Source organism: Streptomyces sp. MUM 2J (genome assembly GCF_022414535.1).
Taxonomy (GTDB): Bacteria; Actinomycetota; Actinomycetes; order Streptomycetales; family Streptomycetaceae; genus Streptomyces.
This window is the reverse complement of record NZ_JADWYM010000033.1, coordinates 23,140-45,117: the sequence shown is the minus strand read 5'-3', so window position 1 is coordinate 45,117 and position 21,978 is coordinate 23,140. Positions and strand designations below refer to the sequence as shown.

Below are 21,978 nucleotides of genomic sequence, written 5' to 3'. Positions count from 1 at the left end.
TCGCGCTCGCCGTGCCTGCCCGCCACCACCGCCGCAGCCCGGGACCGGCCCCGGCAGTCGCCCCGTCCCCTACGGGGCCGGCGGCCGGTCCGGGGGCGGATCCCGAGGCGGAGGCGTCTTCGCGCCCGGCAGCCGCACCGTCACCACCGTGCCGCCGCCCTCCGCGCGGCCGAGCGCCACCGTGCCGCCCGCTTCCTGGACCGTGCGGGCGACGATGGACAGGCCCAGGCCCGAGCCCGGGAGGGCCCGCGCGTCGGGGGAGCGCCAGAAGCGGTCGAAGACGTGGGGGAGTTCGTCCTCCGGGACGCCGGGGCCGTGGTCGCGGACGGTGAGGACGCCCTCGGACAGCCGCACCTCCACGGCCCCGCCGCCCGGGCTGAACTTCACCGCGTTGTCGAGGATGTTGACCACCGCGCGTTCGAGGGCAGCCGGTTCCGCGCGGACGAACCAGGGCTCCAGCGACGCCGTGATCGTCAGTTCCGGGCCGCGCAGGCGTGCACGGCGCAGGGCCGCCTCCACCGTCTCCTCCAGGGCCACCACCTGGACGCGTTCGCCGCGCTGACCCTGGGAGCGGGACAGCTCCTGGAGGTCGCCGATGAGCGAGGCCAGCTCGGTCATCTGCGCCTTCACCGATGTGAGCAGCGCCCTGCGGTCCGCGGGCGGGATCGGACGCCCCGTCTCCTCGCTGCGGGTGAGCAGCTCGATGTTGGTGCGCAGCGACGTCAGCGGCGTCCGCAGCTCGTGGCCGGCGTCGGCGATCAGCTGCTGCTGCAGGTCGCGTGAGCTGGCCAGGGCCGACGTCATCGAGTTGAAGGAGCGGGACAGCCGGGCCACCTCGTCCTCGCTGTCCTCGTCCACCGGGATGCGGATGCCCAGGTCCTCGGTGCGGGCCACGTGCTCGACGGCCTCCGTGAGCTTGTCGACGGGGCGCAGGCCGGCGCGGGCCACGGCGAGGCCGGCCGCGCCGGCGCCGATGACGCCGATGCCGGAGAGGAGGAGCAGCAGCAGCGCGAGCTCGTTGAGCGTGGCCTGGGTGCTGCGCAGCGGCACGGCGATGAGCAGGGCGGCGTTCTGCGCGGCGTAGCGGCCGGCGGAGCCGTCGACGACGAGCGCCGTGGTCAGCACGCGGACGGGATGGCCGTCGGTGTCGGTGCCGTTGCGGATCCGTTCGTGATCCTGGTCCGGATGCTCGGCCACGGCCTTGTCGCTCTCGGTGATCTTCACCGTGCCGTTGGCGCCGGGGAAGACGCAGACGGTCCCGTTGGCCTGCACGATCTGGGAGTAGCCCCGGACCCGGGGGCCGAACGGCCGTGAGGTCGGGGGCGTCTGCGAGCAGCTGCCGATGGCCTCCAGGAACAGGGCCTGCTGCACCGGGCGGGCCGCCGCCGAGTGCAGATCGCTGTCGAGCTCGCCGTACAGCTTGCCCCTCACGATGAACCAGCAGGTCACCGACACCGCTGCCACGGCGAACGCGACGGCCGCCGCGACCAGCAGGGCGAGCCGTGAACGGATCGGGAGGGTCCGGAACCGGCGGACGACTCTGTTCACTCGGCCCCGCCCTGTCGCAGTACGTACCCGACGCCCCGCACGGTGTGCACCAGCCGCGGCTCGCCGCCCGCCTCCGTCTTGCGGCGCAGGTACATGACGTACACGTCCAGGGAGTTGGAGCTCGGCTCGAAGTCGAAGCCCCACACCGCCTTCAGGATCTGCTCGCGGGTGAGCACCTGGCGCGGGTGCGCCATGAACATCTCCAGCAGGCTGAACTCGGTGCGCGTCAGCTCCACCGGCCGGCCGGCCCGCGTGACCTCGCGGGTGGCGAGGTCCATGCGCAGGTCGGCGAAGGAGAGGACGTCGTCCTCCTCGGCCGCCGCCGCGACGGCCGCGGCGTAGGAACTGCGCCGCAGCAGCGCGCGGATGCGGGCGAACAGCTCGTCCAGCTCGAACGGTTTGACCAGGTAGTCGTCCGCTCCGGCGTCCAGGCCGGTCACCCGGTCGCCGACGGTGTCGCGGGCCGTCAGCATCAGGATCGGGGTCGTGTCCCCGGCGCCGCGGATGCGGCGGGCGGCGGTCAGACCGTCCATGCGGGGCATCTGGATGTCGAGGACGACCAGGTCGGGCCGGTACGCCGACGCCTTCTCCAGCGCGTCGGCGCCGTCGACGGCGACCTCGGTGTCGTACCCCTCGAAGGCGAGGCTGCGCTGGAGCGCTTCGCGCACCGCGGGCTCGTCGTCGACGATCAGGATGCGCTGGATGTCACGGTCGCCTTCGGCGGGGCTCATCGGTGGCGGTTCCTCGGGGTGCGGTGGGGTGGTCGGGGGCCGTTCTCAGCCTCGCATGCCGACGGCGCGCCCGGCCAAGGTCCGGGTGTGGCGGCCGTGGGACGCCGGGGTGTCAGCCGCGGACCGCCGTCCGCCGCTTCAGCGGCACCTCGCGGCGGTGCGTCCGGGGCGTCGCGGCGGAGCGCGGCGCCGCCGGAACGGGGCCCGCGACCTCGGCGGGTCGCGCCTGCGCGGCCAGTGCGGTGGGCGCGGCGGACGGGGCCGCGGTCGTCGTGGGGGTGGGGGACGGGGCTGACGTGGTCGGCGCGTGGAGGTCGCCGGCCACCTTCAGGGCCAGGGCGGTGCCGGCCGGGTCGGTGCCGGGCACGGTGTGCGAAACCTGCTTGATCACGGGAGCCTCCTTCGGCTCTGTGGTCCGGGCGCGTGGGTCAGGTCGTGCGGGCCAGCCTTCGGGGGGTCCGGCTCCACGGGGCCGGCTCCGGGGCCCGGTTCCACGAGTCCGGTGGTGTGGATCCGGCTCTGCCCGGCGGGCGCTCCTCGCCGCGGGCTCGCCGATCAGCTCTGCGAGCCCGAGCGCAGTGCGGCCAGGTCCGCCTTGACGGTGTCGACGGGGATGGCGAAGCCCAGGCCCACGCTGCCGGCGTCCGAGGAGGAGGAGCCTGCGCCGGCCGAGTACATCGCCGAGTTGATGCCGATGACGCGGCCGTTCATGTCGATCAGCGCGCCACCGGAGTTGCCCGGGTTCAGGGACGCGTCGGTCTGGATCGCCTTGTACGTCGTCGTGGAGGAGCCGGTGTCGCCGTTGAACTGGCGGCCGCCGAACTCGAACGGCCAGCGACCGCCGCCGCCCTGCTGCCCCGGGGTCTCGTCGGTGGAGACGGTCACGTCCCGGTCGAGTGCCGAGACGATGCCGCTGGTCACGGTGCCGGTCAGGCCTTCCGGTGAGCCGATCGCCACGACCGTGTCGCCGACCTGGAGACCGGAGGAGTCGCCGAGCGTCGCCGTCTTCAGGCCCGAGGCGCCCTGCAACTTGATCAGTGCGAGGTCCTTCTTGCTGTCGGTGCCGAGGACGTCGGCGGTGTACTGCCTGCCGTCGCTGGTGGAGACCTTGATCTGCGAGGCGCCGGAGATGACGTGGTTGTTGGTGAGGATCTCGCCGTCGGAGGTGATGATCACGCCGGAGCCGGTGGAGGAACCGTCGGGCAGGGCCGCTTTGACCTCGACGATGCTCGGGGAGACCGCCGCGGCGATCGCCGCGATGTCGCCCTTCTTGCTGGAGGGCACGACGGTGGTGGCGGTGCTGCTCGCGGCGGTGCCGTTCTTGCCGGTGAGCTCCTGGATGCCATAGGCCGTGCCGCCGCCGATCGCCGCGGCCACGATCGCCACGGCGGCCAGCAGACCGACCGGTCCGCGGGTGCGCCGCGCGCGGTGGGTGCGGGCGGCGGGCTCCGTCAGGAGCGTGGTGGGGGCGGTCGCGGGAGTCCCGGGCTCACCGGTTCCCGTCGCCGGGCGGTACGGCGGCGGGGGCGGCCACTCGGGGTTCACGGGCGAGGAGCCGTGCTGCCAGGCGTTCGGGTCGGGCTGCTGGGCCCCCTGGTACGGGGAGTCGTGGTCGCCGCTGCGGCGAAAGCTCTCGGACATGCCACCGAGCTTCGTCACCGACCATGAGAGCTTCCTGAGTCCTGTCTGAGAAGCCCGGCAGAACCTCGTATGCCCGATATGAAGCCCGCCCTCGGCTGCTCCTGCGCAGCTCTGGTGCACCTCTCGGACAGCACCCGGCGAAAGCCCGGGGCGGTCCTGGTGCCCCCCGGAACCGCACGGCCGAAGTCCCGTCGAAGGAGCCGGCACGCGGGAAGGCTCCCGGTGCTCCCGGCCGGAGCCCCGAAAGGCCTCCTCGGAGGGCTCCCCGACGCCCGAAGGACTCCCTGATGCCTGAAGGACTTCCCCGTCCCCGAAGCTCCCCGGAGGGTTGTGGCCGGGCTCCGGCGGCGGCGCTGGTCACGCGGGATCTCCCCGGGGGCTCACCCGCAGCCGCAGGACCCCCGTACCACCAGCCGCGACGGGAACACCTTCAGCCGCTCGCGTCGTGATCCGGCCACCCGCAGCCCGTCGTCGAGGACGAGGTCGACCGCGGCGCGGGCCATCGCCGACCGGTCCGAGGCGACCGTCGTCAGCGGCGGGTCCGCCAGCGCGGCCTCCTTGATGTCGTCGAAGCCGGCCACCGCCAGCTCCCCCGGCACGTCGATGCGCAGCTCGCGGGCGGCGCGGAGCACGCCGAGCGCCTGGTCGTCGGTGGAGCAGAAGACCGCGGGCGGCCGGTTCGGGCCGGAGAGGATCTCCAGGGCGATCCGATAGGCGTCGTAGCGGTTGTACGGCGCCTCGAACAGCCGGCCCTCGGTGGATATGCCCGCCTCGTCCATGGCACGCCGCCAGCCCTCGACGTGGTCGGAGACCGGGTCGCCGACCGCCGGGGTCTCGGCGGTGCCGCCCATACAGGCCACGTACGCGTGGCCGTGCTCCAGCAGGTGCCGCACGGCGAGCTGGGCGCCGCCGAGGTCGTCGGTGACCACCGCGACGTCGTCGATGGCCTCGGGCCGCTCGTGCAGCAGCACCACGCGGGCGTCCCAGGCCTCGATCTCGGCGGCGGCGAGGTCGTTCAGCGCGTGTGAGACGAGGATCAGGCCGGAGACCCGCATGCCCAGGAAGGCCCGCAGGTAGTGCACCTCGCGTTCGCCGACGTAGTCGGTGTTGCCGACCAGCACCATCTTTCCGCGCTCGGCGGCAGCCCACTCGACGGCGTGCGCCATCTCCCCGAAGAAGGGCTGGCGGGCGTCGGGGATGATCAGGCCTATGAGGTCGGTGCGCCGTGACGCCATCGCCTGGGCGACCCGGTCGGGCCGGTACCCCAGCTCCTTGATCGCGGCGAGGACGCGCTCGCGCGTGGCCGGGGCGACCGGCCGGGGTCCGTTGTTGATGACATAGCTGACCACGGCGGTGGAAGTCCCCGCCAGTCGCGCCACATCGTCCCTAGTCACCTTGGCCACGCGCGGAGTCTACGCGGAGAGACCCGCTCTGGGCAGGGCGTATCAGGGCTTGGATGAGGGGCGGAGTGTGCGGAAGCAACGCCCCCGCACCCCCACCGGGTCGTCGATGGGAGCGCTTCCTAGGCGTCCGCGGCCACCTCGGCGGCCTCCGCGGGCGCCTGATTGTCCTTTTCCTTTACTTTTGCCCGCTCCGCCTTGGCCTTGGCCTCTTCGGCGGCGCGCTCCACCTTTTCAGGTGTAACGAATCGATAACCGACGTTTCGCACGGTTCCGATCAGCGACTCGTGCTCGGGGCCGAGCTTGGCGCGCAGCCGTCGTACGTGCACGTCGACGGTGCGCGTGCCGCCGAAGTAGTCGTAGCCCCAGACCTCCTGGAGCAGCTGCGCCCGGGTGAAGACCCGGCCGGGGTGCTGGGCCAGGTACTTCAGGAGCTCGAACTCCTTGAAGGTGAGGTCCAGGACGCGGCCCTTGAGCTTGGCCGAGTAGGTCGCCTCGTCCACCGACAGGTCGCCGTTGCGGATCTCCATCGGGGAGTCGTCGTTGACGATCTGCTGCCGGCCCATGGCCAGCCGCAGACGGGCCTCCACCTCGGCGGGACCTGCGGTGTCGAGCAGGACGTCGTCGATGCCCCAGTCGGCGGTGACGGCGGCGAGGCCGCCCTCGGTGACGATGAGGACGAGTGGACAGCCGGGGCCCGTGGAGCGCAGCAGCTGGCACAGGCTGCGCACCTGGGGCAGGTCACGGCGGCCGTCGATCAGGATGACGTCGGCGCCGGGGGTGTCGACGAGGGCGGGGCCCTCCGCCGGGGCGACCCGCACGTTGTGCAGCAGCAGGCCGAGCGCGGGGAGCACCTCCGTCGACGGCTGGAGGGCGTTGGTCAGGAGCAGCAGAGAACTCATACGTCTGGTTCCTCCTCGGTCCCTGCGAGGACGTTGTTCGGCACAGCACCTGCTCTGCGATCCCGGGGCCCCGTACACCCGCGGTCACCTGAGGTTTCCCGCTTCGTATACAACGCTTCCGAAAGCACAAAAGGACCCGGGGGCCACGATGCCCGGATCCTCTGCCCAGCAGAATAGCCCACATGAGCTCAGGTCCGGCAGGTCATGTGGCGCGTTCCGCCGTTCGTCCGAGGAGTGAGACGGGTGGGCGGACGTCCGTCCGTACGTTTCTGAGCACGGCCGACGGCGTGACGATCGACGCCGTGTACGACCCGGGAACGACCGCGGGCGACGCCGCGGCTTCACCTGGAAGCGGTCCGGTGTTCGTGATCGCCCACGGGTTCACCGGCGACGCGGACCGGCCGCACGTACGCCGCGCCGCGGCGGCGTTCGCGCGGTACGGCGCCGTGGTCACCTTCTCCTTCCGCGGCCACGGGGCGTCGGGCGGGCGGTCCACCGTGGGCGACCGCGAGGTGCTCGACCTGGCCGCCGCCGTCGCCTGGGCGCGCGGACTCGGCCACGCGCGCGTGGTCACCGTCGGTTTCTCCATGGGCGGCTCGGTGGTGCTGCGGCACGCCGCGCTGTACGGTCCCGGCACCGCGCGGGAGCACGAGGCGCGCACGGACGCCGTCGTCTCCGTCAGTGCGCCCGCCCGCTGGTACTACCGGGGCACGGCCCCCATGCGCCGGCTGCACTGGCTGGTGACCCGGCCGGCGGGCCGGCTGGTGGGCCGCCTCGGGTTCCGCACCCGCATCCACCACCGGCAGTGGGAACCCGTCCCGCTCTCCCCGGTGGAGGCGGTGCCCCGGATCGCCCCGGCACCCCTCCTGGTCGTCCACGGCGACCGGGACGGCTACTTCCCCCTGGACCATCCCCGCATGCTGGCCGAGGCCGCCGGTGACCACGGCGAACTCTGGCTGGAGGCGGGCATGGGGCACGCCGAGCACGCGGCCGATGACGAGCTGCTGGGGCGTATCGCGCGCTGGGCCGTCGTACGGGGCGGCTAGCCTGACGGTGTTCACTGCCGAACCGACGTGAGGGACGAGATGGCAAAGGTCACGGTGCGCTACTGGGCCGCCGCCAAGGCCGCGGCCGGGGTCGCCGAGGAGCCGCATGACGCGGACACCCTCGCCGACGCGCTGGGAGCCGTGCGGGCGCAGCACCCCGGCGAACTCGTGCGGGTGCTCCAGCGCTGCTCCTTCCTCGTCGACGGCGATCCCGTGGGCACGCGCGGGCACGAGACGGTACGGCTGACCGAGGGCGGCACGGTCGAGGTGCTCCCGCCCTTCGCAGGAGGGTGACCCACCGATGACCGACCGGCCGTACCAGCAGCCGCATCAGCAGCCGTATCAGACACATCAGCCGTATCAGACACATCAGCCGTATCAGACACATCAGCAGCCGTATCAGCCGCACCAGGCCCGGCCCGAGCCCTACGACGGTCAGGACCCGTACGCACAGCAGCAGGGGTGGCCGGCGCAGGAGCAGTGGTCGCAGCAGCAAGGGTGGCCCCAGCAGCCGCAGGCGCCCGGCGAGGATCCCCTGCAGCACACCCAGCAGTGGCAGGGGCAGACCTGGGAGACCCAGCTGCAGCAGCCGGTCGCCGCGCCGGAGTCGACGGAGACGGCCTACCTGCCGCCGCAGGGGCACGACGCCCCACCGCACCACGCCTACGCGCCCGTGCATCCCGCGCCCCACGCACCGCAGGCGCAGCACCCCCCGCGGCAGGCTCAGCCGCTGCCGGAGGAGCAGCCGCAGCCGCAGGCGCCCGCCGGCGCCGCCGGTGAGGCGTCCGGGCCCGGCTACGGGCCCGCCACGCTCTCCGGCAACGCCCGGATCACCGACTCCCAGCGGGCCCGCCTGGAGGGGCGTTCACCGATCATCGAGCCCGGCATGCAGCCCGCGGCGCTCACCGCGCTGCTCGGCCTGCTGCTGTCGGGGGCGGCGGCGATCGGGTCGTACGCGCTGCTCGTCCCGCTGGTGGCGCTCCAGGCGGTCACGGCGGCGGGCTGGTTCCGTCTGAACGGCATGTGGCCGGCCCGGCAGGGCATCGCGCTGGCCTTCCTCGGCGCCCTGGCCGCCGACGCGGCCGTCTCGGTCGCCGGGCGCGAGCACGGGCCCGCCGCGATCCTCGGCACGCTCGGGGTCTGGGTGCTGCTCTGCCTCGTGCTCCAGCTGCGCTCGCACGCGGACCCCGACGAGCGCATGTACGGCCTCATGGCGACCGTCGTCTCGTCAGCCCTGGCGATCATCGCCACCGGATACCTCGCGGCCGCGCCGGACGCCGTGTCGGTGGGGGCGGTCGCGGTCTCCGCCGCGGTGGTCGCGCGGGCGCTTCCCATGGCCACCCCCGCCTCCCTGGTGGTCGCGCTGCTGGCCGCGGCCGGCGCGGGGATCGCCGTCGGCGGGGCGACCGGCATGGGCGGGGGAGGTGCGCTGCTCGGCGCGAGCGCCGCGGCGTGCGCGTTGATCGGGCACCGGGTGGCGAGCTACGACTACCCCTCCCGTTTCGTGCACTTCACGGCGGGTGTGGCCCTGCCGCTGTCGGCGGCGGCTCCGGTGGTGTACGTGCTGGGCCGGGCGCTGGGGTAGCCGCTGCCGGCGTCTGTCACAGCTGATCGACAAACCCGCGGAGCTCCCCGCAGAGCGTTACCGTGGGTGGTCGTCGACCGCCGTCCGGGGGGCTGCACCGCATATGCGCGCACTGCGAACACTGCTGATCGTCGTCGTGGTCCTCGGGGGCCTGTTCGTGCTGGCGGACCGGCTGGCCGTGCACTTCGCCGAGGGTGAGGCGGCCGACAAGCTGAGAAGCAGCGAGAACCTGGCCGCCACGCCGGACGTGTCGATCAAGGGCTTCCCCTTCCTCACCCAGCTGGCCGGCGGCTCGCTGGACGAGGTCGAGGTCGGCATCGAGGACTACCGGGCGGACACCGGCACGAACGGTGGCACCGTCCGCATCGACGACCTCGACGCCGTCATGAAGGGCGTCGAGTTCTCCGGTGACCACAGCTCCGCCACGGCCGACTCCGCGAGCGGCACCGCCTCGATCGGCTACGCCGAACTGCTGAAGGCCGCCAGGACCGAGCCACGCCAGATCGGCCCGGCGACCGCCGAGGTGATCGGCCTGTCCGACGGCGGCAACGGCAAGATCAAGGTCAAGGTGAAGGTCTCCGCCCTCGGCCTGGAGCGCACGGCCTACGTGCTGTCCTCCGTCACGGCCGAGGACGACACCGTCCGCGTCCACGCCGACACCCTCCCCGACTTCGGCGGTCTGCGCTTCGCGGAGAGCCAGGTCCGTTCGGTCACCGACTTCGAGCAGCGGATCGAGAGGCTTCCGGGCGGCATCAAGCTGGACAAGGTCGAGGCGGAGCCGGACGGGGTGCGGATCACGGTGAAGGGCTCCCACGTCCGTCTGGCCGGGTAGGTCCGGCCCGACGGGTCGAGACGCAGGCCGGACGGGCGCGCGTCCAGTGGGTGAGACGCCTTCGTCCGCGCCTCAGAAGTGAGGCCGGGGAGGATGCGTCCGGGGGCCCCGCCCGGCCTCCCGGAAGCGTCACTTTATCCAGAATGCGGACGATCGCGTCTCGCGATATGACACGCCGGTGACATGTCCGCCTGTCCCTCCCTACGATCGACGGCATGAAGCGACAGGCGGATCTCACGAAGCGGCGGGCAGTGGACCTGTGCCGCGTTGCCGCCATGCTCTGTCGCCCGTTCTGACCGGAAGGCATCGCCTTCCGTTTCCCGCGCCCTGTCCCAGGGCATCCGTGCGTTGCTCCCCCTGAGCGCGCACCCCTCTCACCTGCACACCCCCGCCGCGACTGCCCCGGAGGAGAACGAGCATGAGCCGCAGCGACGTCCTGGTCGACGCCGACTGGCTGCAGGAGCACCTGGACGACTCGACGATCGCCATCGTCGAGGTCGACGAGGACACCTCCGCCTACGAGAAGAACCACATCAGGAACGCGATCCGGATCGACTGGACCCAGGACCTCCAGGACCCGGTCCGCCGTGACTTCGTCGACCAGGAGGGCTTCGAGAAGCTCCTGTCCGACAAGGGCATCGCCAACGACCACACGGTGATCCTCTACGGCGGCAACAACAACTGGTTCGCCTCCTACGCGTACTGGTACTTCAAGCTCTACGGCCACGGGAACGTCAAGCTTCTCGACGGTGGCCGCAAGAAGTGGGAGCTCGACGCCCGCGAGCTCGTCGCCGGTCACGAGGTGCCCGAGCGTCCCAGGACGGCGTACAAGGCCAAGCCGCAGGACGCCTCGATCCGCGCCTTCCGGGACGACGTCGTGGCCGCCATCGGCTCGTACAACCTGGTCGACGTGCGCTCGCCCGACGAGTTCTCCGGCAAGCTGCTCGCCCCGGCCCACCTGCCGCAGGAGCAGTCGCAGCGCCCGGGCCACGTCCCGACCGCCCGCAACATCCCGTGGTCGAAGAACGCCAACGACGACGGCACCTTCAAGTCGGACGAGGACCTCAAGGCCCTCTACGCCGACGAGCAGGTCGACCTGGCCAAGGACACCATCGCCTACTGCCGCATCGGTGAGCGCTCCGCGCTGACCTGGTTCGTCCTGCACGAGCTGCTCGGCGTGGAGAACGTCAAGAACTACGACGGTTCCTGGACCGAGTACGGCTCCCTCGTCGGCGTGCCGATCGAGCTCGGCGCCAACAAGTAACCCGACCGATCGACCTTCTGGTCCAACACCCCTCTGGAGAAAGACAATGTGCGGAGCGAAGGCCGGCGGCCCCGACGCCTCCACGATCAAGCCCGGTGAGACCACCATCCAGGGTCAGGTGACCCGCGACGGCGAGCCGGTGCAGGGTTACGTGCGCCTGCTCGACTCGACCGGCGAGTTCACCGCGGAGGTCCCGACCTCCGCCACCGGACAGTTCCGTTTCTACGCGGCCGAGGGCACCTGGACCCTCCGTGCCCTCGTCCCCGGTGCCACCGCCGACCGCACGGTCGTAGCCCAGCAGGGTGGCCTGGCGGAGGTCGCGATCGCGGTCTGACGCGGGCCCCGAGCGGCACGCCACGAGTGGCCGAGGGCCGCACCCCACGGGTTGGACGCCTGGGGTGCGGTCCTCCGGCGCGTCCGGCCGGTCCGCCGTACCCTGGAGCCATGTACGCCCGGCGCCGGCACGTGTATTTCGCCATGATGGGCATCTGCATCGCGCTGTTCGTCCTGGCGTGGGCCGTCGTGCGTATCTGGTCGGTGGCCGCTGCGGTCGTCATGTGCCTCGTGGCCATGGTGATCCCGCCGCTCGCCGCGATCGTCGCCAACCGGCGGGGCCCGGAGGACCGCTGGTGGGACGAACCCTCCGGGGACCCGCAGTCCGACGAGTGGTGGGACGAGCTGGACGGCAAGAAGAAGCCCCGGTAGGGCGCCGCCCGGCCCGCTCAGTAGACGAGTGCCTGCGTGTCGTCCGCGACCGCCTCCTGCACGAAGACCTGCGCCCCGGCGATCCGCACGCCCTCGATGACGTCCTTCTCCGTGATCTCCCTGCGGGCCGCGCACTGGGTGCACAGGGTGACACGGCCGCCGGCGAGCAGGGAGCCGAGGAGATCGGGCAGCGGCGCGGCGTGCGGCAACTCGAACTCCGCCGCGCGACCGGGCAGGGCGAACCACGCCGACTCCCCCGTCAGCCACAGCGACACGTCCACCCCGCTGGCCACGGCCACGGCCGCCACCGTGAACGCCTGCGAACAGCGTTCGGGGGCATCGGCCCCCGCGGTCACCTTGATCACGAGCCTCTTCGCCATGGCCGAATCGTAGTCAACTGCTTCACACCCGCTTGTGTCACCCGTGAGCCTCCCGTGCAGCGCCCCCGGAGCCACCTGCACCGTGGCCGATGCCGTTCCGGCAGACGGTCGTCCTGCAGAGCCGGCTGCCGGGCCGACGGCGGAGGTGCACCCCCGGGGCGAACCCGAGGGCGCACCTCGCCGGGAGGGCCGGGCCCCGGACGCGTAAGCTGGGGCCCGGCCTTGTGTACGCACCGCACCACCGCCCACCGCTAGGAGCACCCTGTGGAGATCTTCTTCGAAACCCTGCTGGCCCTTGTCTGCGTCGGTGTCCTCGCCTTCGCCGGGCTGACCGTGAAGAAGCTGTACCAGGGCCAGCGCTGACCCCTCTCTAGGAACCTCCGCTGATGATCGAGATCCCGTCCGACCTCCACAAGGACCTCGTCCCCCTCGCCTTCCTGCTCGGTACCTGGGCAGGCGCGGGTGTGCACGACTTCCCCGGCTCCGAGAAGTGCAACTTCGGGCAGGAGGTCACCTTCACGCACGACGGCAGGGACTTCCTCGAGTACCACTCGCACACGTGGGTGCTCGACGAGAACGGCAACAAGGTGCGCCCCCTGGAGTCCGAGTCCGGCTACTGGCGGATCGACGCCGACCGCAGGGTCGAGGTCACCATGACCCGCGACGACGGCACGGTCGAGATCTGGTACGGCGAACTCGCCCACAAGAAGCCGCAGATCGACCTGGCCACCGACGCCGTCGCCCGCACCGTCGCCTCCAGCCCCTACAGCGGCGGCAAGCGGCTGTACGGCTATGTCAAGAGCGACCTGATGTGGGTCGGTGAGAAGCAGACCCCCGAGGTCGAGCTGCGCCCCTACATGTCGGCGCACCTGAAGAAGGTCGTCTCCCCCGAAGAGGTCGAGCGCTGGGCGAAGGCCCTCCCGGACGACCTCCCGGACGGGATCACCTTCTTCCAGTAGGCCGCTTCCTTCCAGGTGGCCGCGGAGCGACTGGTCCTAGACTTGGCGGTGTGGTGAGCACCGACTGGAAGACGGACCTGCGGCAGCGCGGCTACCGGCTGACCCCGCAGCGGCAACTCGTGCTCGAAGCCGTGGACGCCCTGGAGCACGCGACCCCCGACGACATCCTCGGCGAGGTGAGGAAGACGGCGTCGGGGGTCAACATCTCCACCGTCTACCGGACGCTGGAGCTGCTGGAGGAGCTGGGACTGGTCAGCCACGCCCACCTGGGGCACGGGGCGCCGATCTACCACCTCGCCGACCGGCACCACCACATCCACCTGGTCTGCCGCGACTGCACCAACGTGATCGAGGCCGATCTCTCGGTCGCCGCCGAGTTCACCGCCAAGCTGCGCGAGCAGTTCGGCTTCGACACCGACATGAAGCACTTCGCGATCTTCGGCAGGTGCCGGAACTGCACCCTGAAGGGTTCAAGTACCGAGTCGTAGGCTTGGACCCATGAAGAGCCCTCTGCTGTCCCTGCCCGGCGCCGTCCCCGCCGAAGGCGCGGACGAAGGCGTCGCCGCCCACTACGGCGACCTGTTCCGCGAACAGCGCGCCCTCGCCGACGGCACCGGTTTCGTCGACCTCTCGCACCGCGGGGTCGTCACGGTCTCCGGTGAGGACCGGCTGGCCTGGCTGCACCTGCTGCTCACCCAGCACGTCAGCGACCTGCCCGCGGGCCGGGCCACGGAGGCGCTGATCCTGTCCGCGAACGGCCACATCGAGCACGCCCTGTACCTGGTCGACGACGGCGGGACGGTGTGGGCCCACGTCGAGCCCGGCACCCAGGACGCGCTGATCGCCTACCTGGAGTCGATGAAGTTCTTCTACCGGGTCGAGGTCGCCGACCGCACCGCCGAGTACGCGGTCGTCCATCTGCCCGCCGGTTCCATCGCCGAGGTGCCCGAGGGCGTCACCGTACGCGAGACGCCCTACGGCCGTGACCTGTTCCTGCCGCGCTCCGAGCTGGAGGCCTACGCCGCGCAGGCCGGTCCGCCCGCCGGCATCCTCGCAGCCGAGGCGCTGCGGGTGGAGCAGCACCGACCGCGCCTCGGCTTCGAGACCGACCACCGCACCATCCCGCACGAGCTGGGCTGGATCGGCACGGCGGTCCACCTGCAGAAGGGGTGCTACCGCGGGCAGGAGACGGTCGCCCGGGTGCAGAACCTGGGCCGGCCGCCGCGCAGGCTGGTCTTCCTGCACCTCGACGGCAGCGAGGTCCACCTGCCGGCGCCGGGAACCGAGATCCGGCCGGCCGGCGAGGGCCCCGACGGCCGCAAGGTCGGCTTCGTGACGACGTCCGCGCGCCACCACGAACTCGGGCCGGTCGCCCTGGCGCTGGTCAAGCGGAACGTTCCCCCGGATGCTCCGCTCCTCGCCGGCACGACCGCCGCCGCGCAGGAAGTGGTCGTGGAGCCGTAGGGGCACCCGGCCCCGGATCTCGCCTCAGATCTCCAGCAGGACCGTGAACGGGCCGTCGTTCGCCAGCGAGACCCGCATCTTCGCCCCGAACCGGCCCGTCTCCACGGTCGCGCCCAGGGCCCGCAGTTGGGCGACGACCTCGTCCACCAGCGGCTCGGCGACGTCGCCGGGGGCGGCGGCGTTCCAGGTGGGGCGGCGGCCCTTGCGGGCGTCGCCGTAGAGCGTGAACTGGCTGATCACCAGCAGCGGGGCCGCGACGTCGCTGCACGACCGCTCGTCGGCCAGTATGCGGATCGACCAGAGCTTGCGGGCGAGCTGCGCCGCCTTCTCCCTGGTGTCCTCGTGCGTCACCCCGACGAGGACGCACAGCCCCTCGCCCTTGATCTCCCCGACGGTCTCGCCGTCCACGACGACGCTCGCGCCGTCCACTCTCTGCACCACTGCACGCATACGACCATCATGCCGGGCGACCGGACCGCGCCCGTAACGAGCCATTTTTCGCCTCCTAACCGCCCATGTGCGGCCGTTCGGGGGCACTCGGTCACATAGCGGCCACTTGGGGTGGCACGATGCTGCCCAGCACCGGTCGAGGGAACGGTAGAGGCACATGAGCACATCGAGTACCGGGCAGCCTCCGGGGGCTGTCCCGCTGGCCTGTGCGGGGCACCGGGCGGCCGACCTCCGGCCGCCCGCACAGCGCACCGACAGCCCGCCCCTGCCCGCGGGGCCGACCGAGCGCGACCTGGCCGCGCTGAGCCTGCCCGAGCTGCGCGCCGTGCGCCGGGACGCGCAGCGCGACGAGGCCGACCTCAGCTACGTACGGCGCCTGCTCCAGGGGCGGATCGACATCCTGCGCGCCGAACTCGCGCGGCGCGGGCCGGCCCTGGTGGTGGCCGTCGGGGAGGCGTCCGCGGCGACCGTCGCCCCGTCGGCCGCGGGGCCCGCCGGCCCGGCGGCCCCCGGGGCCACGGTGCCCCGCGCGCGCTCCGGGCGCGCGGATTCCGCGGGCGCTCCGGGCGCGGCACGCTTCGTCGGCGCCGCGGGATCCGGGAGGCCTGTGGGCGCCGTGGGCTCGGTCGTGGAGTGGCTGCCGGAGGTCCTCACCGACGCTCCGGCCCGGCACCGCTCCTCCGCCCGGCACGTCACGCTGGGCACCCCGCACGGCGAGGAGTACCGGCGGCTGGCGGCCGAGATGCTGTCCGACGTCGAGCTGTCCGACCTGGCCGCCCGGACCGACCCGGAGCTGCACGAGGCGATGGGTCGCCTCGTCCGGTACGAGCAGCACGTCTCCCGGCGCCGGCAGCGGATGCAGCGGACCGCGGACGACTGCTCCGCGGAGATCGGCCGCCGTTACCGCGAGGGGGAGGCGCAGGTCGACGACCTGCTGGTCTGACGTCCCGGTGGGCCCGCCGGGGCCGGCGCCGCATACGTCTGCGGCGGGACCGGCACCTGCCCCGGGATCCCCGCCCGTCGTCCGGCGGAACGCCACCGGGTACGGGGCTCCAGGGGCCCGGCGGGTTCTGGCGGGGCGGGCGCGATCCGACCGTCGGGAAGCGCCACCGCCGGGCCCGCGGCACCGCCGGCCGTGTGCGCCGTTCCGGCCGCCCCGACGGCGCAACCGTCCGCCGGCGCCGCGTCACCACCGGACCGCCCGCCCCGCCTCGTACCCGGCCGCGGGAGCCTCCTCGGCCGGTCCGTCCACAGGCCCGTGGAGGAGCCCGGCGGGCGCGGCGACCGCCGGGACGGCGGGCCCCGCCCGAAATCCACGCGACGCCACCGCCCCCGCATGCCTACCGTGCCCTCATGAACCACCCCGTCCCGCACGACATCGACGTCCGTCCGATCACCGAAGACGAGTTCGCCGACTGGCAGCGCGCACTGAACACCGGGTTCCTGCGGGAGCCGGCCCTCCCCCCGGAGATCCTGGAGGCCCGCCGGCGGAACTTCGCCCCGGGCCGGCTGCTCGGCGCGTTCGACGGCGGGCGGTGCGTGGCGACGTTCCGCTCGTTCCCCCAGGAGGTCACGGCCGTCGGCGGTACGCCGGTGGCCGCCGACGCGATCACGAGCGTCACCGTCACCCCCACCCACCGCCGCCGTGGTCTGCTCACCCGGATGATGGGCAGCGATCTGGCGGCGGCCAGGGAGCGCGGCGACGTCGTCGCGTCGCTGATCGCGGCCGAGTACCCGATCTACGGCCGGTACGGCTTCGGCCCGGCGACCACGATGAACGAGTGGACCATCGACGTGCCGCGCGCCGGCTTCGGCCCGCGCGGGCCGGCGCTGCCCGAGGAGGGCGGCCGGGTCGACCTGGTGGACGCCGAGGACGTCCGCAAGCTCGGCCCGGAGCTGCACGAGCGGCTGCGGCGGGGCCAGCCCGGCGCCGTGAACCGGGACGAGCTGTGGTGGCAGGTGAACACCGGCGCCGTGCGCTTCTCCACCGATCCGTGGCAGGAGCCCTTCTACGGTGTGTACCGCTCGGCCGGCGGTGAGGTCGAGGGCATGGTGGCGTACCGGTGCGACGACAGCTGGGGCGACGCCAAGCAGCCGCTGAACACGGCGACGGTGCTCGGGCTGATGGCCGTGACCCCGGCCGCCGAGCGCGCCCTGTGGCACTACCTGTGCTCCGTCGACTGGGTGGTGCGGGTCAAGAGCGGCTGGCGCTCCCCGGACGACGTGCTGCCGCTGCTCCTGCCGGACCCACGGGCGGCGCACCTCACCACGCAGGCCGACTGGCTGTGGCTGCGGTTGCTGGACGTCGTACGGGCGCTGGAGGCCCGTCGCTACGCGGCGGCGGGCGAGCTGGTGCTGGAGGTGGCGGACGCCGCGGGGATCGCCGGCGGACGCTACCTGCTGGACGCCGCGCCCGACGGGGTGTCCTGCACGCCCACCTCCCGCGGCGCCGACCTGACGCTCGACGTGAGCGATCTGGCGCGGCTGTGGCTCGGCGACGAGTCGGCCGAGCGGCTGGCGGTCCTGGGCCGGGTGCGGGAAGAACGGGCGGGCGCCGTCCGGATGGCCGACGCCCTGCTGCGTACGTCCAGGCGGCCGTGGTGCCCGGACATGTTCTGAGGTGCTCCTTCCGTCGGTGACGGGTCCGCTGTCCGCCGCCGGTCCGTAGCAGGCCGGGCAGCGGGCTGTTGAGTTGTCGTTGTGGTCGTGGCGGTTCCGGCCGACCGGGCTCCCGGCTCCCCTCCGGAAGGGAGCCCGTCAGCCGGACTGGGCGAGCAGCATCGCGAGGACGACCGCGCCGATGCCGCCGATCATGGCGTTCCTCGCCTTGACCCCGATCGTCAGGGCCACGAGGGCGACGATGCCCATCAGGCCGAACCTCCACTGGACGAGCTGCTCGAATCCGACGGCCAGGGCGGCGAGGGCGATGGCGACGAGTGGCATGGTGGTCCCCCTTCGGCAGAGTCGGTGGCCAACCTTTCTGAGTCTCGACCAGGTTGTCGAAGTTGGCGACCAACTCCACTGTGGTTATCTCCGCCTGGAAGCGGCTCATAACCACCTTTCATAGAACTGCCCCAAGATGGCGGGAAGTTGTACCGTTTGGCTGTGGACCCGGAACACGCCTCCGCCAGTGGACGGAACCGGCCCCAGAGGCCGCGGCGGTCACAACCGACCCCTCGCGAGGTCGCCGACGAACTGCGCGCCCGGATCGTCTCGGGGCGGCTTCGGCCCGGGCAGCGCATGCCCACGCAGGCCAGACTGGCCGAGGAGTTCGGCGTGGAACGCGGGGCCGTACGCCAGGCGCTGCGCATCCTGCGGTCCGAGCACCTGCTGACCGGCGTCTCCAAGGGGGTCCCCGCCACCGTCGCCCCCGAAGCGGGCGCGGACCGGATGTCCGCCGGCCCCGCCGTCCCGCCGCAGCCGACGACCGTGGCTCTGGCCCCGCGCATCGCCGAGGCCTTCGCCGCCCCGCACGTCGAGATCGACGCCCTGTGCCTGACGGCGGTCTCCCTCACCCTCGCGATCGGCGAGCCGCTGCGCCGCATCCACGCCGGGGAGCTGGAACCGGCCAAGGTCGACGTCCGGGTCCTGCTGCCGTCGCGGGACATCGAACTCGCCTTCCCGGCGGCGGTGGACCCGGGGACCGACGGGCGGCTGCACCGGCGCTGGCTGGCGCAGCGCAACGCCCAGGGGCAGGTGCTGCGGCACAACCTGCTGGCGCTGCGCGCCACGCACGGCATCGACGTGCGGGTCGCCTTCCGGGCGCTGCCGTTCACCCCGCCCGTGAAGCTGTACCTGCTCAACGGCACCGAGGCGCTGTTCGCCTACTACACGCTGGGGCAGCGCCGGACGGAGATCGACCAGGAGGAGCTCCGGCTGTACGACGTTGAGGGCACCCGGTCGATGCTCTTCGCCTTCACGAGGGACGCGGTGGTGCGGGACGCGAGATTCGTGGAGCAGGCGCGGCTGTGGTTCGACGGGCTGTGGGAGACGATCAGCTCGGACCTGCAGCTGTCGTGACCGGCCCGGGTCAGAGCGCGGGACCGGTGACCAGCAGCGCGAGGACGACGGCTCCCAGGGAGCTGACGGCGGGGCTCTTGGCCTTCAGGCCGATGGTGAGGAGCAGCAGTCCGACGATGCCCATGGGGCCGTACTTCCACTGGACGGCCTGCTCGAAGGTGACGACGAGGACGGCGGAGAGGAGGGCGAGGGCTGGCATGTGGGATTTCCCCCTTCAGACGGTGATTCTTCCTCCTTCTGGCTGCCAACGAGGAAAAGTTGGTAGCCAACTCGGATTATCTCTACCGATGTTGTCCCCACTTGGCTCTGTCTCATAAACAGGTTTCAAACAACTCCCCCGAGATAGGTCAAAGTTGTAGCGTTTGGCCGTGACTCAGGAGAACGTGGCAGTGAACGGCAGCACCCGGCGCACGCCCCAGGAGATCGCCGACATCCTGCGCGAACGCATCCGAGTCGGCGAGCTCAAGGCAGGCGACCGCCTGCCCACCCAGGCCGAGTTGGCGGACGAGTTCGGCGTCGAGCGCGGCACCGTGCGCCAGGCGCTGCGCGCACTCCAGGAGGACGGCCTGCTGACCAATATCAGCAGGGGCAGCCCGCCGCGCATCGCGGAGCCGGCGCCGGCGGGGGAGCAGCCGCAACCGACGCTGGTCGGGCTGGCGCCGCGGCTGACCGAGGCGTTCGCAGCCCGGCGGGTCACGATCGACGCCGTCTGCCTGACGGCGGAGTCGCTCATGATCGGCCTGGGCGAGCCCATGCGCCGGCTCCACGAGGGCACACTCCGGCCCGAGTCCGTCGAGGTTCGCATCCTGCTGCCCTCGCGGGACATCTCGCTGGCCTTCCCGGCCCCCGTGCAGGGCGACGACGACGCCGTCCACCGGCGCTGGCTGCAGATGCGCAACGCGCACGGCCAGGTGCTGCGGCACAACCTGCTGGCGCTGCGCACCTCGCACGGCATCGACGTGCGGGTCGCCTTCCGCGCGCTGCCGTTCACCCCGCCGGTGAAGCTGTACCTGCTCAACGGCACCGACGCGCTGTTCGCGTTCTACATGGTCGGACGCCGCAGCGAGGAGGTCGAACCCCGGGGGGCGGGCCCCCGGGGTACGGCGGAGCTGTACGACGTCCTCGGCACCGAGTCCCTGCTCTTCCCGTTCGCCCGGGACGCCGGCCGGGACGCACGGTTCGTCGAGGAGTCCCAGATGTGGTTCGACGCCTTGTGGGAAACCATCACCACAGACCTGAACCTCGGCTGACCCGTGCACCGGACGGCCGCCGACACCACGACCGTCCCGGTGAAGACCCAGGAGAACGCCGTGAACAGCAGCACCCGGCACTCGCCCCAGGAGATCGCCGACGCCCTGCGCGCCCGCATCCGCGCCGGTGACCTCAAGAAGGGCGACCGCCTGCCCACCCAGGCCGAGCTGGCGGACGAGTTCGGCGTCGAGCGCGGCACCGTGCGCCAGGCGCTGCGCGCACTCCAGGAGGACGGCCTGCTCACCCACGTCACCAGGGGCAGCCCGCCCCGGGTGGCCGACCTCCCGGCTCAGCGGCAGCCGGGCCAGGACGCACGCGTGGTGCTCACCTCGTACCTGGAAGAGGCGTTCCAGGAGTCGGCGGTGCGGATCGACGCGGTGTGCCTGACGGCGGAGACGCTGATGTGGGCGCTGATCGACATGCACCGCCTGGTCGCGGCCGGGAAGGTGCGTCCCGCGTCGGTCGACGTGCGCTGCATGCTGCCGGGCCCGGACGCCCTGCTGCTCTATCCCACGCCCGTGTCGCGGACCGACCTCACCGACCGGGTGCAGCAGGCGCTCAGGGACCAGATCAGAAGCCAGAAGGCGGTCATCGAGGTGCAGATCCGCAGTCTCCGGCGCGATCACGGCATCGACGCCGTCGCGGACTTCCGGCCGCTGCCGTGCTCGCCGACGGTGAAGCAGTACGTGCTCAACGGCAGGCTGGGCCTGGAGGGCCGGTACACCATCGCCCGGTACACGCGCGAGCTGCCCGGCGAAGGACCGGTCGAGATCTTCGACGCCCACGGCACCCAGTCGCCCCTGTTCGAGTTCCGCCTGGAGGAGGGCGGACGGGCCGCGCAGTGCGTGCAGGACATGAGCAAACACCTGGACTCCCTCTGGGATCTGATGGCTCCCCGGCAGACACTCGCCTGGTGACGGCTGATTCGGGACGGGCCCGACGGGCGGCGGGCGGGTCCGAGGAGCTCCGGGCACTGGTCGCGCGCGCCCGGCACGTGCTGTTCGACTTCGACGGGCCGATCTGTCTGCTGTTCCACGGGTGCCCGGCCGACCGGATCGCCGTGGAGCAGGTGGAGTGGCTGGACGCGCGGGGTCTCGGCTGGATGCTCACCGACGCCGAGCGCCGCAGTCCGGACCCGCACGGCGTGCTCAGCTCGATCGCGGAACGCCACCCGGGCAGCGACCTCGTCGCCGAACTAGAGGAGCAGCTCACCCGGCACGAGCTGAGGGCGGCCCGGCTCGCCCGTCCGACCGCCTACGCCGACGTCCTGGTCCGCACCTGGGTGGCCGTGGGGGTACGGCTGGCGATCGTGACCAACAACTCGGCCCGGACCGTGTCCTCGTACCTGCACGGACGGGGCCTGCTGCGCTGCTTCGCCCCGCACATCTACGGCCGCACCCAGGACCTGAGCCTGCTCAAGCCGCACCCGAGGACCCTGAACACGGCCCTGACCGCCCTGGGCGCAGCGCCCGAGGCCGCGCTGATGATCGGCGACAGCCTCTCCGACCACACGGCGGCCGTCCGTGCCGGCGTGCCGTTCATCGGCTACGCGCGTCGTGCCGCGACGGCGGACCGGATGCGGAGGGCGGGGGTGCCCGAGCACAGCATCATGCGCTCCCTGGCGCCACTGCTGGAAGCCGTACGGCCCTCCTGAGTCCGGCACCGGCGGGGCCACGGGGTTCGGCAGGACGAGGACCGAAACGACATGACGTCCCGTCAAGATGGGGCCAGAGGTGTCCATATGGCGGAAGGATGCGTCCGTAAACGTGAGAAGTGTCACCCCCGGCATGTAGCGTCTGC

General features: G+C 72.3%; 27 protein-coding genes. 17 read left to right on the top strand and 10 right to left on the bottom strand.

Annotated features, from left to right (window positions below; genetic code table 11):
• Window positions 1-69: 69 nt before the first annotated feature.
• The 6 genes from I3F54_RS23565 to I3F54_RS23540 form a co-directional block, all read right to left on the bottom strand.
• The gene (locus I3F54_RS23565; protein WP_240120852.1) at window positions 70-1,548 is read right to left on the bottom strand and encodes a HAMP domain-containing sensor histidine kinase; all 1,479 of its coding nucleotides are present in this window, start codon (window positions 1,546-1,548) and stop codon (window positions 70-72) included.
• Window positions 1,545-2,279: a response regulator transcription factor gene (locus tag I3F54_RS23560; protein ID WP_240120851.1), complete on the bottom strand. Its 735-nt coding sequence runs from the start codon at window positions 2,277-2,279 to the stop codon at window positions 1,545-1,547. Before I3F54_RS23560 ends, I3F54_RS23565 begins: the two co-directional genes overlap by 4 nt.
• A gap of 112 nt (window positions 2,280-2,391) precedes the next feature.
• Window positions 2,392-2,670: a hypothetical protein gene (locus I3F54_RS23555; RefSeq protein WP_240120850.1), complete on the bottom strand. Its 279-nt coding sequence runs from the start codon at window positions 2,668-2,670 to the stop codon at window positions 2,392-2,394.
• 164 nt (window positions 2,671-2,834) lie between these two features.
• Window positions 2,835-3,920, bottom strand: a complete 1,086-nt coding sequence (locus I3F54_RS23550; protein WP_240120849.1) for a S1C family serine protease — start codon at window positions 3,918-3,920, stop codon at window positions 2,835-2,837.
• A 380-nt stretch (window positions 3,921-4,300) separates the two neighbouring features.
• Window positions 4,301-5,323 (bottom strand): LacI family DNA-binding transcriptional regulator, encoded by a 1,023-nt coding sequence (locus I3F54_RS23545; RefSeq protein ID WP_240120848.1) that lies wholly within the window; start codon window positions 5,321-5,323, stop codon window positions 4,301-4,303.
• A gap of 119 nt (window positions 5,324-5,442) precedes the next feature.
• A complete protein-coding gene (locus I3F54_RS23540; RefSeq protein WP_240120847.1) occupies window positions 5,443-6,222 on the bottom strand; it encodes a response regulator transcription factor in 780 nt (259 codons plus the stop codon).
• A gap of 182 nt (window positions 6,223-6,404) precedes the next feature.
• Between I3F54_RS23540 and I3F54_RS23535 the strand changes: the two genes are divergently transcribed.
• The 8 genes from I3F54_RS23535 to I3F54_RS23505 all read left to right on the top strand — a co-directional run bounded on the left by I3F54_RS23535 (window position 6,405) and on the right by I3F54_RS23505 (window position 11,654).
• Complete coding sequence (locus tag I3F54_RS23535) at window positions 6,405-7,268, top strand: alpha/beta hydrolase (RefSeq protein WP_240120846.1); 864 nt, start codon at window positions 6,405-6,407, stop codon at window positions 7,266-7,268.
• A 39-nt stretch (window positions 7,269-7,307) separates the two neighbouring features.
• On the top strand, window positions 7,308-7,562 hold the full coding sequence (locus tag I3F54_RS23530; protein WP_240120845.1) for a MoaD/ThiS family protein: 255 nt from the start codon (window positions 7,308-7,310) through the stop codon (window positions 7,560-7,562).
• Between the two features lie 7 nt (window positions 7,563-7,569).
• On the top strand, window positions 7,570-8,853 hold the full coding sequence (locus I3F54_RS23525) for a hypothetical protein (RefSeq protein WP_240120844.1): 1,284 nt from the start codon (window positions 7,570-7,572) through the stop codon (window positions 8,851-8,853).
• A gap of 103 nt (window positions 8,854-8,956) precedes the next feature.
• Window positions 8,957-9,685 carry a DUF2993 domain-containing protein gene (locus I3F54_RS23520; RefSeq protein ID WP_240120843.1) on the top strand — a complete coding sequence of 243 codons (729 nt, stop codon included), beginning with the start codon at window positions 8,957-8,959 and terminating at the stop codon, window positions 9,683-9,685.
• A 215-nt stretch (window positions 9,686-9,900) separates the two neighbouring features.
• Window positions 9,901-9,981 (top strand): Ms5788A family Cys-rich leader peptide, encoded by an 81-nt coding sequence (locus I3F54_RS32580; protein WP_350751515.1) that lies wholly within the window; start codon window positions 9,901-9,903, stop codon window positions 9,979-9,981.
• A 122-nt stretch (window positions 9,982-10,103) separates the two neighbouring features.
• Window positions 10,104-10,949: a sulfurtransferase gene (locus I3F54_RS23515; RefSeq protein WP_240120842.1), complete on the top strand. Its 846-nt coding sequence runs from the start codon at window positions 10,104-10,106 to the stop codon at window positions 10,947-10,949.
• A gap of 46 nt (window positions 10,950-10,995) precedes the next feature.
• Window positions 10,996-11,283 carry a DUF1416 domain-containing protein gene (locus I3F54_RS23510; RefSeq protein ID WP_240120841.1) on the top strand — a complete coding sequence of 96 codons (288 nt, stop codon included), beginning with the start codon at window positions 10,996-10,998 and terminating at the stop codon, window positions 11,281-11,283.
• Between the two features lie 110 nt (window positions 11,284-11,393).
• Window positions 11,394-11,654: a DUF3099 domain-containing protein gene (locus I3F54_RS23505; RefSeq protein WP_240120840.1), complete on the top strand. Its 261-nt coding sequence runs from the start codon at window positions 11,394-11,396 to the stop codon at window positions 11,652-11,654.
• A gap of 17 nt (window positions 11,655-11,671) precedes the next feature.
• Here the strand turns inward: I3F54_RS23505 and I3F54_RS23500 are convergent, their stop codons facing one another.
• Window positions 11,672-12,034 (bottom strand): DsrE family protein, encoded by a 363-nt coding sequence (locus I3F54_RS23500; protein WP_240120839.1) that lies wholly within the window; start codon window positions 12,032-12,034, stop codon window positions 11,672-11,674.
• A gap of 386 nt (window positions 12,035-12,420) precedes the next feature.
• Here I3F54_RS23500 and I3F54_RS23495 point away from each other — a divergent pair, with 386 nt between their 5' ends.
• Genes I3F54_RS23495 through I3F54_RS23485 form a run of 3 tightly spaced genes read left to right on the top strand, consistent with a single transcriptional unit; the run spans window position 12,421 to window position 14,457 of the window.
• Window positions 12,421-12,993, top strand: a complete 573-nt coding sequence (locus I3F54_RS23495; RefSeq protein ID WP_240120838.1) for an FABP family protein — start codon at window positions 12,421-12,423, stop codon at window positions 12,991-12,993.
• Between the two features lie 50 nt (window positions 12,994-13,043).
• A complete protein-coding gene (locus I3F54_RS23490; protein WP_240120837.1) occupies window positions 13,044-13,481 on the top strand; it encodes a Fur family transcriptional regulator in 438 nt (145 codons plus the stop codon).
• Between the two features lie 10 nt (window positions 13,482-13,491).
• Window positions 13,492-14,457, top strand: coding sequence for a folate-binding protein YgfZ (locus tag I3F54_RS23485; RefSeq protein ID WP_240120836.1), 966 nt, complete (start codon window positions 13,492-13,494; stop codon window positions 14,455-14,457).
• 24 nt (window positions 14,458-14,481) lie between these two features.
• On the opposite strand, the gene dtd is transcribed toward I3F54_RS23485, so the two are convergent.
• Window positions 14,482-14,907 carry a D-aminoacyl-tRNA deacylase gene (gene dtd, locus I3F54_RS23480; RefSeq protein WP_240120835.1) on the bottom strand — a complete coding sequence of 142 codons (426 nt, stop codon included), beginning with the start codon at window positions 14,905-14,907 and terminating at the stop codon, window positions 14,482-14,484.
• Window positions 14,908-15,064: 157 nt separating this feature from the next.
• Here dtd and I3F54_RS23475 point away from each other — a divergent pair, with 157 nt between their 5' ends.
• Window positions 15,065-15,850 (top strand): hypothetical protein, encoded by a 786-nt coding sequence (locus I3F54_RS23475; protein WP_240120834.1) that lies wholly within the window; start codon window positions 15,065-15,067, stop codon window positions 15,848-15,850.
• 410 nt (window positions 15,851-16,260) lie between these two features.
• Window positions 16,261-17,526: a GNAT family N-acetyltransferase gene (locus I3F54_RS23470; RefSeq protein ID WP_240120833.1), complete on the top strand. Its 1,266-nt coding sequence runs from the start codon at window positions 16,261-16,263 to the stop codon at window positions 17,524-17,526.
• Window positions 17,527-17,664: 138 nt separating this feature from the next.
• Here I3F54_RS23470 and I3F54_RS23465 read toward each other — a convergent pair whose 3' ends face one another.
• Window positions 17,665-17,850, bottom strand: coding sequence for a hypothetical protein (locus tag I3F54_RS23465; RefSeq protein WP_240120832.1), 186 nt, complete (start codon window positions 17,848-17,850; stop codon window positions 17,665-17,667).
• Window positions 17,851-18,006: 156 nt separating this feature from the next.
• Here I3F54_RS23465 and I3F54_RS23460 point away from each other — a divergent pair, with 156 nt between their 5' ends.
• Complete coding sequence (locus I3F54_RS23460) at window positions 18,007-18,927, top strand: winged helix-turn-helix domain-containing protein (protein WP_240120831.1); 921 nt, start codon at window positions 18,007-18,009, stop codon at window positions 18,925-18,927.
• Between the two features lie 10 nt (window positions 18,928-18,937).
• Here the strand turns inward: I3F54_RS23460 and I3F54_RS23455 are convergent, their stop codons facing one another.
• Window positions 18,938-19,126, bottom strand: a complete 189-nt coding sequence (locus I3F54_RS23455; protein WP_240120830.1) for a hypothetical protein — start codon at window positions 19,124-19,126, stop codon at window positions 18,938-18,940.
• A gap of 163 nt (window positions 19,127-19,289) precedes the next feature.
• On the opposite strand from I3F54_RS23455, the gene I3F54_RS23450 reads away from it, so the two are divergent.
• From I3F54_RS23450 to I3F54_RS23440, 3 genes are read left to right on the top strand one after another with little or no spacing between them, the layout of a single operon-like run.
• Window positions 19,290-20,177 carry a GntR family transcriptional regulator gene (locus I3F54_RS23450; RefSeq protein ID WP_240120829.1) on the top strand — a complete coding sequence of 296 codons (888 nt, stop codon included), beginning with the start codon at window positions 19,290-19,292 and terminating at the stop codon, window positions 20,175-20,177.
• Window positions 20,178-20,237: 60 nt separating this feature from the next.
• Complete coding sequence (locus I3F54_RS23445) at window positions 20,238-21,095, top strand: winged helix-turn-helix domain-containing protein (RefSeq protein ID WP_240120828.1); 858 nt, start codon at window positions 20,238-20,240, stop codon at window positions 21,093-21,095.
• Window positions 21,092-21,832: an HAD family hydrolase gene (locus I3F54_RS23440; protein ID WP_240120827.1), complete on the top strand. Its 741-nt coding sequence runs from the start codon at window positions 21,092-21,094 to the stop codon at window positions 21,830-21,832. The genes I3F54_RS23445 and I3F54_RS23440 overlap by 4 nt, the downstream gene beginning before the upstream one ends.
• Window positions 21,833-21,978 lie beyond the last annotated feature (146 nt).

Excerpts from the sequence above, each read along its gene's own strand:
- I3F54_RS23515 (WP_240120842.1), top strand. The coding sequence starts at position 10,104 with ATGAGCCGCAGCGACGTCCTGGTCGACGCCGACTGGCTGCAGGAGCAC.
- I3F54_RS23485 (WP_240120836.1), top strand. The coding sequence starts at position 13,492 with ATGAAGAGCCCTCTGCTGTCCCTGCCCGGCGCCGTCCCCGCCGAAGGC.
- I3F54_RS32580 (WP_350751515.1), top strand. The coding sequence starts at position 9,901 with ATGAAGCGACAGGCGGATCTCACGAAGCGGCGGGCAGTGGACCTGTGC.
- I3F54_RS23520 (WP_240120843.1), top strand. The coding sequence starts at position 8,957 with ATGCGCGCACTGCGAACACTGCTGATCGTCGTCGTGGTCCTCGGGGGC.
- I3F54_RS23530 (WP_240120845.1), top strand. The coding sequence starts at position 7,308 with ATGGCAAAGGTCACGGTGCGCTACTGGGCCGCCGCCAAGGCCGCGGCC.
- I3F54_RS23465 (WP_240120832.1), bottom strand. The coding sequence starts at position 17,850 with ATGCCACTCGTCGCCATCGCCCTCGCCGCCCTGGCCGTCGGATTCGAG.
- I3F54_RS23560 (WP_240120851.1), bottom strand. The coding sequence starts at position 2,279 with ATGAGCCCCGCCGAAGGCGACCGTGACATCCAGCGCATCCTGATCGTC.
- I3F54_RS23535 (WP_240120846.1), top strand. The coding sequence starts at position 6,405 with ATGAGCTCAGGTCCGGCAGGTCATGTGGCGCGTTCCGCCGTTCGTCCG.
- I3F54_RS23455 (WP_240120830.1), bottom strand. The coding sequence starts at position 19,126 with ATGCCAGCCCTCGCCCTCCTCTCCGCCGTCCTCGTCGTCACCTTCGAG.
- dtd (WP_240120835.1), bottom strand. The coding sequence starts at position 14,907 with ATGCGTGCAGTGGTGCAGAGAGTGGACGGCGCGAGCGTCGTCGTGGAC.
- I3F54_RS23495 (WP_240120838.1), top strand. The coding sequence starts at position 12,421 with ATGATCGAGATCCCGTCCGACCTCCACAAGGACCTCGTCCCCCTCGCC.
- I3F54_RS23525 (WP_240120844.1), top strand. The coding sequence starts at position 7,570 with ATGACCGACCGGCCGTACCAGCAGCCGCATCAGCAGCCGTATCAGACA.
- I3F54_RS23510 (WP_240120841.1), top strand. The coding sequence starts at position 10,996 with ATGTGCGGAGCGAAGGCCGGCGGCCCCGACGCCTCCACGATCAAGCCC.
- I3F54_RS23540 (WP_240120847.1), bottom strand. The coding sequence starts at position 6,222 with ATGAGTTCTCTGCTGCTCCTGACCAACGCCCTCCAGCCGTCGACGGAG.
- I3F54_RS23505 (WP_240120840.1), top strand. The coding sequence starts at position 11,394 with ATGTACGCCCGGCGCCGGCACGTGTATTTCGCCATGATGGGCATCTGC.
- I3F54_RS23500 (WP_240120839.1), bottom strand. The coding sequence starts at position 12,034 with ATGGCGAAGAGGCTCGTGATCAAGGTGACCGCGGGGGCCGATGCCCCC.
- I3F54_RS23550 (WP_240120849.1), bottom strand. The coding sequence starts at position 3,920 with ATGTCCGAGAGCTTTCGCCGCAGCGGCGACCACGACTCCCCGTACCAG.
- I3F54_RS23475 (WP_240120834.1), top strand. The coding sequence starts at position 15,065 with ATGAGCACATCGAGTACCGGGCAGCCTCCGGGGGCTGTCCCGCTGGCC.
- I3F54_RS23470 (WP_240120833.1), top strand. The coding sequence starts at position 16,261 with ATGAACCACCCCGTCCCGCACGACATCGACGTCCGTCCGATCACCGAA.